Annotated in this window: 12 protein-coding genes and 1 rRNA gene; 12 read left to right on the forward strand and 1 reads right to left on the reverse strand. The window is 36.7% G+C overall.

Translation table 11 applies throughout. The features are described from left to right. Positions 1-11 precede the first annotated feature (11 nt). From rrf to map, 5 genes are all read left to right on the forward strand, one after another. Positions 12-128: ribosomal RNA gene (gene rrf, locus J2Y03_RS15420) — 5S ribosomal RNA — on the forward strand. A gap of 255 nt (positions 129-383) precedes the next feature. After that, positions 384-1940 carry a Ppx/GppA family phosphatase gene (locus J2Y03_RS15425; protein WP_310195518.1) on the forward strand — a complete coding sequence of 519 codons (1557 nt, stop codon included), beginning with the start codon at positions 384-386 and terminating at the stop codon, positions 1938-1940. 118 nt (positions 1941-2058) lie between these two features. Beyond that, positions 2059-4176, forward strand: a complete 2118-nt coding sequence (locus tag J2Y03_RS15430) for an RNA degradosome polyphosphate kinase (protein ID WP_310195520.1) — start codon at positions 2059-2061, stop codon at positions 4174-4176. Between the two features lie 214 nt (positions 4177-4390). Beyond that, the gene (locus tag J2Y03_RS15435; protein WP_310195522.1) at positions 4391-5233 is read left to right on the forward strand and encodes a pentapeptide repeat-containing protein; all 843 of its coding nucleotides are present in this window, start codon (positions 4391-4393) and stop codon (positions 5231-5233) included. 120 nt (positions 5234-5353) lie between these two features. After that, positions 5354-6097 (forward strand): type I methionyl aminopeptidase, encoded by a 744-nt coding sequence (gene map, locus J2Y03_RS15440; protein ID WP_310195523.1) that lies wholly within the window; start codon positions 5354-5356, stop codon positions 6095-6097. 42 nt (positions 6098-6139) lie between these two features. Here map and J2Y03_RS15445 read toward each other — a convergent pair whose 3' ends face one another. Next, a complete protein-coding gene (locus J2Y03_RS15445) occupies positions 6140-7117 on the reverse strand; it encodes a ring-cleaving dioxygenase (RefSeq protein WP_310195525.1) in 978 nt (325 codons plus the stop codon). Positions 7118-7415: 298 nt separating this feature from the next. On the opposite strand from J2Y03_RS15445, the gene J2Y03_RS15450 reads away from it, so the two are divergent. The 7 genes from J2Y03_RS15450 (at position 7416) to J2Y03_RS15480 (ending at position 13995) form a co-directional block, all read left to right on the forward strand. Continuing rightward, the gene (locus J2Y03_RS15450; protein WP_310195527.1) at positions 7416-8636 is read left to right on the forward strand and encodes a DUF438 domain-containing protein; all 1221 of its coding nucleotides are present in this window, start codon (positions 7416-7418) and stop codon (positions 8634-8636) included. Between the two features lie 208 nt (positions 8637-8844). Further along, entirely contained in the window at positions 8845-8997 is a 153-nt protein-coding gene (locus tag J2Y03_RS15455) for a YpzG family protein (RefSeq protein ID WP_090765533.1), read from the forward strand. Positions 8998-9416: 419 nt separating this feature from the next. Next, positions 9417-10595, forward strand: coding sequence for an ABC transporter substrate-binding protein (locus tag J2Y03_RS15460; protein WP_310195529.1), 1179 nt, complete (start codon positions 9417-9419; stop codon positions 10593-10595). An 85-nt stretch (positions 10596-10680) separates the two neighbouring features. Beyond that, on the forward strand, positions 10681-11559 hold the full coding sequence (locus J2Y03_RS15465) for a branched-chain amino acid ABC transporter permease (RefSeq protein WP_132087121.1): 879 nt from the start codon (positions 10681-10683) through the stop codon (positions 11557-11559). 13 nt (positions 11560-11572) lie between these two features. After that, on the forward strand, positions 11573-12511 hold the full coding sequence (locus J2Y03_RS15470) for a branched-chain amino acid ABC transporter permease (RefSeq protein ID WP_132087118.1): 939 nt from the start codon (positions 11573-11575) through the stop codon (positions 12509-12511). A 1-nt stretch (position 12512) separates the two neighbouring features. Further along, positions 12513-13295 (forward strand): ABC transporter ATP-binding protein, encoded by a 783-nt coding sequence (locus J2Y03_RS15475; protein ID WP_396954213.1) that lies wholly within the window; start codon positions 12513-12515, stop codon positions 13293-13295. Continuing rightward, entirely contained in the window at positions 13288-13995 is a 708-nt protein-coding gene (locus tag J2Y03_RS15480; protein ID WP_310195533.1) for an ABC transporter ATP-binding protein, read from the forward strand. Before J2Y03_RS15475 ends, J2Y03_RS15480 begins: the two co-directional genes overlap by 8 nt. The last annotated feature ends 122 nt before the right edge of the window (positions 13996-14117 follow it).

The raw sequence follows: 14117 nt of genomic DNA on the forward strand, positions 1-14117 counted from the left end.
CAATTAAATAGTCTGGTAATTAAGGCGAGAAGGTCACACCCGTTCCCATACCGAACACGGAAGTTAAGCTTCTCAGCGCCGATGGTAGTTGGGACGCGAGTCCCTGTGAGAGTAGGACGTTGCCAGGCACGGGGAAGGACAATCATAAATGGTTGTCCTTTTTTGTGTTATAAAGAAAAATGGTTTGATAACATAGGGATAGTAGATACCATAAGACGAGGACACATTAAATGTGTACAGGGCAGTTTCAACCTATCTCCAACAACTTGTGATAAAATGAGATAGGTTAATAAAAATCAAAATGCTATCCAGTCGTTTTATGAAATCACCTGAACAGAAATTAATAGTGTGTGTTTCAAAAAAAAAGCGTCCGAAATTTTCTTATGAGGAGTGTGGGATGTGAATTGACTCAAAAAAAGTATGCCATTATTGATATAGGGTCAAATACGATAAGATTAGTTATTTATAGAAGAGAACAAAGCGATAGATTGAAAGAGATTGAAAATGTAAAAGCAGTTGCTCGGCTTCGAAATTTTTTATCAGAAGATGGTTTTTTGGCCGCGGAAGGTATTACTAAACTAATTGAGGTACTACAAGTTTTTCAGGAAGTGACCAGACATCATAATTTGAAAGAAGTAAAATGTGTGGCGACTGCAACCATACGTCAAGCCAAAAATAATGAAGAGATTTTGACAAGAGTAAATAAAGAAACAGATTTTACCATGCGTGTCTTGTCGGAGTACGAGGAAGCTTATTATGGATTTTTAGCAGTGATCCATTCCACTACATACGAGCACGGTATTACCATTGATATTGGCGGAGCAAGTACAGAAATAACCTATTTTGAAAATCGAAAAATGCTTCATTACCATAGCTTTCCTTTTGGGGCATTATCTTTAAAGAAGCAATTCATAAAAGGAGAGATTCCTGAAGGAACTGAACTTGTTGAACTTAGAGCATATTTACAGGAACAGTTTAATTCACTGGAATGGATTCAAAATAAACAAACGCCGGTAATTGGGATCGGCGGTAGCGCCCGTAATTTAGTACATATTCATCAGGAGTATACTGACTATCCACTCGCAGGGGTTCATCAATATCTTATGATGAAACAAGATATAAATGATATAAGCTACTTTCTACAGTCGATGACATTTCCGCAATTACAGCGCGTTGAGGGCTTATCAAAAGATCGGGCAGATATTATTATCCCTGCTATTGAAGTGTTTGCTGTTTTAATGGATAGCGTCCAGTCAGACAAGTTTGTACTTAGTCAAAAGGGGTTAAGAGATGGACTATTCTATGAACAACGAACGGGACCATTAGGAATACCGAATGTATTGGATGAAGCTTTTAACCAATTAGCAATTGATTATTCTATTGATGTAAATCAGGTTAATCAAATCACAAATAATGCATTGGAAATTGCTCAGTTGTTAAATGAAGTTGGACTATTGCCCATGGCAAGCGAGGATATTCAACGAATTAAACGGGGAAGCTTTACTTACAATCTTGGTACCTATATTGATTCAGAATCAAGCAGTCAACATACATTTTATATATTAGCAAATAGAACTATTGATGGAATGCATCATCGGGAAAGAGTTATTACCGCCCTTATTGCTTCTTATAAAAATAAAGCAGCTTTCAAGCGTTACCTGAGGCCGTACAGTCAGTGGTTTACAAAAGAGGAGCTGGCAACGTTCCGTTTAATGGGTGCTATTATAAAATTTGCTTACAGTTTAAATGCCACTAAAAGAAATATTATTGACCATATCCATCTAGAGGATAATCTTGAGGAGCTTGTCTTTTCTGTATACTGTCATAAAAATTGGAAACCCGAAGAATATCAAGTAGAAAAACAAAAGAAGCATTTAGAAAAACTACTAGATAGATCTATTTCCGTCCAATTTTTCAAAACAGGACATATCCTTAATTAGTATTTTAGGGTAAGTCTTTCTATAGATTTACAAAAACTTTACAATATATTAACAAGAATTTATTAAAAGAGTGTTATTCTAATATTTAGCGAAAATCGTCGAATTAAGGGTGAAACAAATGTTAAAAACGTTATCAGAAAATCTCTTAGAGCTGAGTAACCCAAAGTATTACAACAACAGAGAACTAAGCTGGCTTGCTTTTAACGAACGGGTGTTGGAAGAGGCACTTGATCATGGAAACCCTTTATTAGAAAGGTTAAAGTTTTTAGCCATTTTTAGCTCAAACCTTGATGAGTTTTTTATGGTGCGTGTTGCAGGTCTTAAAGATCAAGTTAGGGCAGGTTATAAAAAACCTGAAAATAAGGCAGGACTAACACCTAAGCAGCAATTGATGGAAATTAGCCATAGAACTCACCAATTAGTAAAATTACAATACGAAGCACTAAACGAAATAGTAAATACTGAGTTTATAGATGAACAAGTTGAACTACTAAGTATGGAAAAGCTATCTAGCCAACAAGTAAACGCAATGGAAGAATATTTTGATGAACAAATATTCCCTGTGCTTACTCCATTGGCAGTGGATGCGTATCATCCATTCCCAATGTTATTAAATAAAAGCTTGAATTTGGCCATTATCATAGAGGACAAGACTGAATCTTATGAGTTCTCCGTAAAAAAGGCTATCGTTCAGGTACCTGCTGTTCTGGACCGTTTTATTCGTCTTGATTCAACGAATCAAAAGGTTCAACTTGTTCTTTTAGAAGATATTATCACCTATTTTATTGATAAATTATTTAAAGGATATAAAGTCCTATCCGTTTCGATATTTCGAATCACTCGAAACGCAGACCTGATGATTCATGAAGAAGGTGCGAGTGACTTACTAAAAGAGATTGAAGAAGAACTAAAGAAACGAAAATGGGGTGCAGCTGTCCGGCTTGAAATTCAAAAGGATCGCTTTGACCTAAATATTCTACAATATTTAACAGATGAACTGGAAATCCATGAAAAAGATGTGTATGAAATTGACGGATTACTAGACTTAACGATCTTATTCCGTTTTTATAAGGAAATGGCAAAAATACGTGAAGATTTAACCTATGACACACTTATTCCGCAAACACCACATGATCTAGTTTCATGTGAAAATATATTTAAATCTATTTCTGAGCGGGATATATTTTTGCATCATCCATATGAATCGTTTAAACCTGTTGTGAATTTTATTTCTGAAGCAGCAGATGACCCAGATGTATTAGCGATTAAGCAAACACTTTATCGTGTCAGTGGAGATTCACCCATTATTGAAGCGTTAAAAAGAGCAGTTGAAAATGGCAAACAAGTAACGGTACTAGTTGAGCTTAAGGCCAGGTTTGATGAAGAAAATAACGTACAATGGGCAAAAGAGCTTGAGATGGCTGGATGTCATGTGATTTACGGTATGACACACTTAAAAACACACAGCAAGATAACTCTCGTTGTGAAAAGGAAGAATAACCGTATTGAACGTTACGTTCACCTTGGAACAGGAAATTATAATGATCAAACTGCCAAATTCTATACGGATATGGGAATTTTCACTTCAAAAAGAAAGTTCGGCATTGATGCTACAAACTTTTTTAATTATCTGAGCGGCTATACGGAAAAGCCAGAATATTACCATTTATCGGTTGCTCCATTTGACATCCGTAATGATTTTATTGAGTTAATTGATGAAGAAATTTATTATCAAAAAAGTTTTGGTAATGGCCGAATTATTGCCAAAATGAATTCTCTTACTGATAAGCACATTATTATGAAACTTTATGAAGCGTCCATTGCCGGAGTTAAAATTAACTTAATTGTTCGCGGAATCTGCTGCTTGCTTCCGGGAATTAAAGGAGTAAGTGACAACATACGAGTTAGGAGTATTGTTGGGAGATTTTTGGAACATAGCCGTATTTATTATTTTCATCATAATGGTGAAGAGAAATTATTCCTTTCTTCTGCTGACATGATGACTCGAAATATGGAAAATCGTGTAGAAATTTTATTTCCAATTTTTAATGGTGAAAGTAAGAAACGTGTGCATCACATTTTAGAAATTGCATTAGCAGATAACGTAAAAGCTCGTGAACAAGATGAAAACGGTCAGTACCATTATGTCAAAAGAAATGATGATACACCCGTTATCGATAGCCAATTAATATTATTTAATGAAGCATATCAAGTAATCGATGATAAAGAGGTCTAGTGACAATAGAATGTGTCCAGATAGAGAAGAACAACTTGAAAAAAGTTGTTCTTTTTTGCTTGTCTGTAAGGACAAACAAAAAAATTAGTAAGTAGACTAAACATGTATATTTGGGGAAAAGACATAGTTGTACATTCTGTGTTAAAATAGTACATAGGTACTAAAGGAAAAACAAACTTAGCAATGCTTTTTTAATAGAAGGAAGTGTTTCAAATTGTCTAATCAAATAACGTTAGACGATAATCTTTTAAATCATTTACGTGCTGACTGTGAAAACTGTTTTGGGTTGTGCTGTGTGGCCTTGCCCTATGCAAAATCAGCGGATTTCGCTTTTAATAAAGATAGCGGTACGCCGTGTCGTAATCTACAATCCAATTATTTATGTGGTATCCATAAAGACCTTCGTAACAAAGGATTTCGTGGCTGTTCGGCTTATGAATGCTTTGGTGCCGGTCAAAAGGTGTCTCAAGTGACTTATAAGGGGAAGGATTGGAGAACAAACAAAGCAGTCGCTCAGGAAATGTTTGATGTTTATCCAATCGTGCAACAGCTTCATGAAATGCTATGGTATTTAAATGAAGCAATCACTTTTGAGGCTGTAAAACCTATCTTAAAAGAATTACAGGTTAGTATTAATGAGACAGAAGAATTAACCAAACAAAGTCCAGATGATATACTGACAATAAATGTAACCGAACATAGAGCGAAGGTAAATCAATTATTAATTCGAACAAGCGAATTGGTACGCGGTAAAGTAACCAAAAAACAAAAAAATACACGCCGCGGAATGGACTATTTGGGAGCAAAGTTGAGAGGTGCTAATCTAAAAGGTGGAAACCTAAGGGGCGCCTTACTAATAGCTGCTGACCTTAGAAATGCGGATTTACGCTGGAGTGATGTGATAGGGGCTGATTTTAGAGATGCAGATATCAGCGGGGCTAATCTTACCGGGAGCATCTTCCTTACTCAGGCACAAGTAAATGCTGCGAAAGGTAATAAACATACAAAGCTTCCATCAGCCCTGGTAATGCCTGCCCATTGGAATCAAGAAGAATAGTTTTTAGGTAATATCCTGTTATATATAGAAGGAACATACTTGAAATTTTTATATAAGTAAGTCTAAAATATAAGAATGGAAAATTTACAACGATATTAATATGATAAGTAGGGAAAACACATGATTGCAAAAACAGAAGAAGATATTCAAGCGTTGAAAGAAATCGGCAGAATCTGTGCCGAGATTAGAGATGAATTGGTACAAAGAACGGTACCTGGTTTAACTACAAAGGAACTAGATGATATAGCTGGACAGCTTTTTGAAAAGGCCGGAGCAATCTCAGCGCCAAAGGGTGAATATGACTTTCCAGGGTACACATGTATAAGTGTCAATGAAGAAGTAGCGCATGGCATCCCAGGTAAAAGGGTCATAAAAGAAGGAGACATCGTAAATATTGATGTTTCTGGTTCAAAGAATGGCTATTTCGCTGATACGGGAATCTCATTTGTTGTAGGTGAAGGGGAAGAGATTTTAACAAAAATTTGTGATGTTGCAAAATTGGCATTTGAAGCAGGTCTTAAAAAAGCAAAACCTGGTTCAAAGAAAAGTGGGCTAGGTAAAGCCGTTATTCAAACAGCAAGACAGCATGGATTAACGGTTATCATGAATTTAACTGGTCATGGTATTGGTCGGAGAATCCATGAAGCGCCAGATCATATTTATAACTATCATGACACCTGGGATGACGAACTGTTAAAGGAAGGAATGGTTATTGCATTCGAACCTTTTATCTCAACGAAGGAAGAGGAAGTCTTTCAAGTTGAAGGTGATGACTGGACCTATGTGACAGAAGAAAGTTATGTGGCTCAGTATGAACATACCATTATCCTTTCAAAAAATGGACCAATTATTACCACCTTATAGAGATATGTAAAAAAGCGGATTCCCACTGGATCCGCTCTATTTTTATTCCTTTTTAAAGTCTATGCTGCTTCTAACAGTATTAATTGGACGTACTAATTTCTCAATTTGGTCACGTTTTGGCTCGAAAAATGGAGGTAACGATAGCTTTTCACCAAGTGTTTCATAAGGTTCGTCTCCCATAAATCCAGGACCATCTGTTGCAAATTCGAACAAGATTTGAGGGGCAACTCTTGAGTATAAGGAACCGAAGAAATATCGGTCGACAAAACCGGAAGTCTGGAAGCCGAAACTACGCATATGTTGATCCCATTCGTCTAGCACAGAACGATCCTCAACTCGGAACGCGGCGTGGTGCACAGTGCCAAAGCCTTGTCGTGCAGGTGGAAGAACGGCATTATATTCAACTACCACTTGCGCACCATTTCCTCCTTCACCTACTCCAAATAAATGAAAGTCTCCTTCTTGCGCAATTTCTTTAAAAAGTAGAACCTTCTCCATCATTTCTTTAAAATAGTCAAAATTAGCGATTCGAACAAAAATCGGCCCTAATCCTGTAATAGCATATTCTAGTGGAATCGGACCATTTTGCCATGGTACACCGGCTGTAACTCCCTTGTTATTTTCATCTGATATTAATTGATAATGTTGGTCATCAAAATCAACAAACGAGATCGTTTTTTTACCAAATTGTTCTTTTATACCTGCATGGTTTACGTTTAATCGATCAAAACGTGTTACCCAGTAATCTAATGCGGCGTCACTAGGAACCCGGAAGGACGTTTTTGAAATCTCATTTGTTCCATGCACTCCTTTCGGAATTCCAGGGAAATCGAAAAATGTCATATCTGTTCCAGGGCTGCCGGTATCGTCTGCAAAAAATAAGTGATAGGTTTGAATATCATCTTGATTCACTGTTTTCTTAACCAAACGCATACCTAAAACAAAGGTAAAGAATTCATAATTCTTTTCTGCACTACTTGTAATGGCTGTTACATGGTGTATTCCTTTTAAGTTGTTCACGTTAATTCCTCCATTAAATAGTCAATAGATTTATTTTCTCCCAAAAACTCTAAAACCTTATCAGGAGATTTCATAATATCTTGAAGTAAATTATCTTTAATTCGAGGTAAATATAACACGATTACTTTATACTGTCAATTTCTCCGTCCTAAATTTGTTCTTAAATTTATCACATTTTCAAAGTTTATTCTGTAACAATGATGTTAATCACAAACAGTCTTATTAAAAGGTGTTATTTTAAGTATGAGATTCATTATCAATAACATTTAAATAGAGCAACTAGCGAAGGAGAATACCCATGAGTGAAATCATAAATAACCGTGAACAACTAACAAATAATCCTAGTAAACGTCAAGCTATCTTAAAGCAAATTTTTAAAGACCTACATGACGGAAAGAATGTCGAAGAGGTAAAAGCACATTTTGATGCATTTATCGGAAAAATAACGATTGAAGAAATTTCACAGCTACAGCATGATTTTGGAGATCTATCTGTAGAAGAAATGCACCGTTTACATGCAAAGCACACAGAAATTTTTAAAGACTCTATTGAAGAAATTGAAAAAACGTATAAGCCTGAGGAGCAGCCAGGTCATCCTATCCACACTTTTGTTTTAGAGAATAAAGAGCTTGATAAGCTGGTTAATATCCAAATTAAAGGGCATATAGAGGATTTTGTTCAAGCAGATAGTCCTGAAAATGTGTTTAAGCTTTTAGAAGACATCAATCTGCTGCTAGACATTGATAAGCATTACAGTCGAAAAGAGAATTTAATTTTCCCGTTTTTAGAAACGTACGGCATCTATGGACCAACTACGAATATGTGGCGCATAAATGATTTTATACGTGACGCGATTAAAGATTCAAGGCAGAAGTTAAGTTCGTATAACGGGGACAAGCAATCGGTAATAGATGTATTAAATTTTATTATTCAAGAGGTTAGTGCGATGATCTATAGAGAAGAAAACATTCTCTTTCCTATGGCCTTAAATAATTTTACTGAAGATGAATGGGTAAAGATTGCGCGTGAAAGTGATGAAATTGGCTATTGCCTGATTGCCCCAACAAAGGTGTGGAAGCCTGAAAGACATGCTTTTGATGAGAATGCAATCTCTGAAGGATATATAAAGATGGAAACAGGGATATTATCACTAAAACAGCTAGAACTGCTGTTAAATCATTTACCTGTAGATATCACTTTTATAGATCAAGACGATGTAGTTCGTTACTTCTCACACGGGAAAGAAAGAATCTTTGCTCGCACAAAAGCGGTTATTGGACGTACTGTCCAAAATTGTCATCCACCAAGAAGTGTACATGTCGTAGAAGAACTCCTAGCAGACTTTAAAGCGGGCAGGAAGGATACAGAGGACTTCTGGATTAAGTTTCGTGATAAATATGTATATATTCGATATTTTGCTGTAAGGGATGAGACTGGTAAGTATATCGGAACGCTTGAATTTACCCAAAATATTGCCCCAATAAAAGAGTTAGATGGGGAAAAAAGAATCATGTCTTAATGAATAATAAATTTTAGATTAAAAACGCATGGGGAGATACATGCGTTTTTAATCTATAAAAAGTTTCGTTTACTATTTATTAACATTAGACCAGTCGGAGTTTTTTTAAAGGGGTATGTTTATATAAATCAAATCAAATACTATAACTGATATTCCTGTAATATCATGTTTCAGAGTATCCCTATCCTAACTATTGAGGTGATTCATTGTGAGTTATCAAGATAATTTGGATCCACAGTCTCAAAAGTTTCACCATAATTGGACACGGCCAAAGCGTGTTACCACTCAGGTAAATGGACAAACACAAAGATCTCAACATAATATTATATTGAGATCAAACGCAAAGGCGCATAAGTGGTAAAGGATATTTTGAGTAAAAAGAGAGAAGACGAAAAATGTCTTCTTTCTTCTTTTAGGTTTGTCCAAATGGAAAATATGGGATTAGAACATGATTTCATTAAATGGAAGTCACAGGAATTATTTACAATAATAGTTAATTCATTTTCTTATATACCAAAAAAACATTTAACTTGTATGATTATTCTATTTATAATGAAATATAGCTATAAATCGGTTTAATAACAAAGAAAGCGCTTCAATTTTTATAATAGAGATAAAGTTCTGAAATATTAAAATAATATACTAGACTAATAACGAAAAAAGTACTACAATAACAAATGTACTAATTAATTTAGCTGGTAAACAAAATTCATGGGTCAGAGAAGATACTAAATTACGATTATTAGTATCAGAAAATTCAATTAAAGGGGGAAAATTACCATGAAAAAGAAAATAGCAAGAGTGTTTATGGCTTCAACCATCTTTGCTGGAATGTTAGCAGGATGTGGGGCAGCGAAAGATAGTTCTGGAGGCAGCAATTCAGATACGATTAAATTAGGTGTGAATTTGGAGCTTTCAGGTAATGTTGCTTCCTATGGTGAATCTATGGCAAAAGGTGTACAAATGGCTGTAGATGAGATTAATAAAAATGGCGGAGTAGATGGCAAGAAGTTTGATGTGATCAAAGTAGATAATAAATCTGAAGCTGCTGAAGCTACAAACGGTATCATTAAGTTAACAAGCCAAGATAAAGTAAATGCAGTTATTGGTGCAGCAACAAGCGGAAATACAGTTGCACAGGCACAGATTGCCAATGATACGAAAACGGTTTTACTTGCTCCAGGTGGTACGAGCCCAAGCGTTACTGTAGATGATAAAGGTAAAGTAAGAGAATTTGTCTTCCGTACTTCTTTTATTGATCCATTCCAAGGTACAGTTGCTGCCAATTTTGCCTTAGATACATTAAAAGTAAAAGACGCTGCAATTTTTGCTGACAATTCAAGTGACTATGCAAAAGGCTTATCCGACGCCTTTAAAGAAACTTTTGAAGCTGCAGGAGCTAAAGTTGTAGCGGAAGAAGCATATGTAGCTAAGGATACAGATTTCCGTGCAACATTAACTCGTATTAAAGCTAAAAACCCATCTTTCATTTTTATCCCTGGATATTATGAAGAAGTTGGTTTAATAGTAAAGCAAGCACGTGAATTAGGTATCGATGTTCCGTTAGTAGGTGCTGATGGCTGGGATTCTCCAAAGTTGGTTGACTTAGCAGGTGCAGAAGCATTAAATAATACCTACCTAATCAACCATTACTCATCTGAAGATCCAGATGAAAAGGTACAAAAGTTTGTTACAGCTTTTAAAGAAAAGAACAATGACGAAGCACCTAACGCCTTCAATGCTCTTGGCTACGACACAGTTTACTTCTTAGCGGATGCAATTGAGCGTGCAGGCAGTACAGATTCAAGTAAAATTCAAGCAGAATTAGCGAAAACTAAAGATTTAAGCCTTGTTACTGGAGTATTATCGATTGATGAAAATCATCATCCAATTAAAACTGCAACCATTTTAGAATATAAAGATGGAAAACAAGTGTTTAACACAAAAGTAAATCCTTAAAAATACTGACAAGTAGAATGGAAGGATTTTCCTTCCATTCTACTTGTCTTAAGCGTTAATTCTGGAGTTTAAAGGAGTGAGTACAATGGAGTGGCTGCAACAATTGATAAACGGAATTTCACTCGGTAGCATCTATGCCTTAATCGCATTAGGCTACACCATGGTATATGGAATTATAAAATTAATTAACTTCGCTCATGGTGATGTTTTTATGGTAGGTGCGTTCGTCGGGTTTTATGCGATTAAGGGATGGGGTCTAGGCTTCTTTCCAGCATTACTGCTTTCGATGGCTTTTTGTGCAGTATTCGGGGTGTTAATTGAAAGAATTGCTTATAAACGTCTACGAAATGCAACGAGAATTGCTGCTTTAATTACAGCAATCGGAATGTCACTATTAATTGAATACGGAGTTATATATGCTCGTGGGGCACAGCCAGAGGCTTATCCTGACGGGGTCTTGCCAAGCACCACCTTTAACTTGTTTGGTGCACAAATTAGCAGTCAGTCATTATTTATCCTTTCAGTTTCTGTTGGGCTAATGATTATTCTGCAATTTATTGTTCATCGCACAAAAATTGGTAAAGCAATGCGTGCAGTTTCACATGACATGGATGCTGCTCGTTTAATGGGTATTAATGTTGACTTAACAATTTCTTATACATTTGCAATCGGTTCTGCTTTAGCTGGGGCAGCAGGTGTCATTTTCGGGGTATATTATACAAAGATTGAACCGTTAATGGGTATCATTCCTGGATTAAAGGCGTTTGTTGCAGCTGTATTAGGCGGAATCGGGATTATCCCTGGAGCCATGGTTGGTGGTCTTATCCTTGGGGTAGTTGAATCAATTGTAAGTGCATTAGGATTCTCCTTATGGAGAGATGCAGCGGCGTTTGTTATATTAATCCTTATCCTTATCTTTAGACCTTCAGGCATTTTTGGGAAAAATACAAGAGAGAAAGTGTAGGTGAGATAGACAGATGAAGAAAATGAATAAATTCTGGCTATTTCTCATATTAGCAGTGGTTGTGTATGGAGTTGGCCAGGGTTTAATCCAAACAGGAATATTAAATGCTTTTTATAGCAATATGCTGATCTTAATGATTATCAACATCGTCTTGGCTGCCAGTCTTCATTTGGTTATTGGAATAACTGGTCAATTTTCAATTGGACATGCAGGATTTCTTGCCGTAGGAGCATATGTTTCAGCCATTATTACCATGAAATTTGAGTTGCCCTTTGTTTTAGCAATCATTATCGGAGGAATTGTAGCTGCACTAGCAGGATTGCTTGTCGGCATTCCTACCTTACGGCTGCGAGGAGATTATCTCGCTATTGCAACATTAGGTTTTGGAGAAATCATTCGAATTGTATTTTTAAATATTGAGTATGTTGGCGGCGCATCTGGGATGATGGTTTCCAATATGACCACATGGACAAGCGCATTTGTTTGTCTCGTCATCACTATTTTAGTGATATCGAATTTTACGAACTCACGGCATGGCAGGGCGTGTATTGCCATTCGTGAAAATGAAATTGCGGCTGATGCGATGGGAATCAATACTACGTTTTATAAAGTTGCGGCTTTCGCCATCGGTTCCTTCTTTGCAGGAATCGCCGGAGGGTTATTTGCTCATAATTTTTATATTATCCAGCCAACCAATTTCGGTTTCTTAAAATCATTTGATATTTTGATTTTTGTTGTTTTAGGTGGACTTGGAAGTTTATCAGGCTCCGTTATTTCTGCGATCCTATTAACGATTATTTCAACTTACCTACAGCAATACCCTGAGACTCGGATGATTATTTACAGTATTGTTTTGGTTGTTGTTATGTTATATCGTCCTCAGGGTCTAATGGGTACTCGTGAGATCACTGATTTCTTTGGTAAGAAGAAAACGGCGAAAGGGGGAAATTAGTGTGGGAGCTTTACTACAGGTTAAAGAGGCTGGGATCCAGTTCGGAGGCTTAAAGGCTGTTTCAGGTTTTAATATGGAGTTGAATCAAGGTGAATTAGTTGGTTTAATTGGTCCGAACGGTGCAGGGAAAACAACAAGCTTTAATTTATTGACCGGCGTTTATGTACCGACTGAGGGTGACATTTTGTTCGATGGGAAAAGGCTCAATGGGCTTGCTCCTTACCAAGTGACACGGAAAGGAATCAGCCGTACTTTTCAAAATATCCGCCTCTTCAGCGAATTATCTGTCTTGGATAATGTTAAAGTTGCTTATCATTCCTTAGCAAAGCATTCGATTCTAAGTTCCATCTTCCGTCTGCCTTCCCATTTTTCTGAGGAAAAGGTGATGGAGGAAAAATCATTAGAGTTTTTAAAGATTTTTCAATTAGACCGTTATAAGGATGAAAAAGCAAAGAATTTACCATATGGTCAGCAGCGAAGATTGGAAATTGCCAGGGCTTTGGCAGCTGGTCCGAAATTGTTGCTGCTTGATGAGCCAGCTGCTGGTATGAATCCACAAGAAACTCACGAACTTATGGAGTTAATCGCTTTTATTCGTAAACAGTTTGATCTAACCATTCTTTTAATTGAACATGATATGGCATTAGTTATGGGGATATGTGAAAGAATATATGTACTTGACCATGGACAATTGATTGCCGAGGGAACACCAGATGTAATCCGTAACCATCCAAAAGTAATTGAAGCATACCTAGGAGAGGAGGTTACGAGCGACAATGCTTAAAGTAAATGGAATTGAAGTCTATTATGGAAACATTCATGCTCTTAAGGGTGTTTCTTTAGAAATAAATGAAGGTGAAATTGTAACCTTGATTGGGGCAAACGGAGCCGGGAAAAGTACTCTTCTCAAGACATTGTCCGGCCTCTTAAAGCCAAAGTCAGGTACCATTGAGTACTTAGGCAGCTCGATTTCAGGTAAGGCTCCACAATCCATTGTGAAGTCGGGTATTTCTCACGTTCCAGAAGGACGTCGTGTGTTTGCCAATATGAGCGTAGAGGAAAACCTCGAATTGGGTGCCTATATAAGACATGATAAAAAGGCAATTCGGGAAGACATTCAGCGTGTATATGAGCTTTTTCCGAGATTACTTGAGCGCAGGAAGCAGTTATCGGGAACACTGTCAGGAGGAGAACAACAAATGCTAGCGATGGGAAGAGCCATTATGGCAAAACCTAAACTGCTTTTGCTGGATGAGCCTTCAATGGGTTTGGCTCCGCTAATGGTCAAAACTATTTTTCAAATTATTGAGCAAATCAATCAGGATGGAACAACCGTCTTGTTGGTTGAACAAAATGCGAATATGGCACTATCCGTAGCAGACCGCGCCTACGTAATAGAAACAGGTCGAATCGATATCTCGGGATCTGCTGCAGAATTACAAGCAAGTGAAGAAATTAAAAAGGCGTATCTTGGTGGACTATAGTAGACAACAAAATTGTAAAGTTTTTAATAGAATAGTTTTTTCGATAAAAGGGGGGAAACCTTCCTTTTTTTTTATCTTGGTATATATCACCTAAGCTTGCTGCAAAATACCAATATGAAAAT

This window comes from Neobacillus niacini, assembly GCF_031457145.1.
Classification (GTDB): Bacteria; Bacillota; Bacilli; order Bacillales; family Cytobacillaceae; genus Neobacillus; species Neobacillus niacini_J.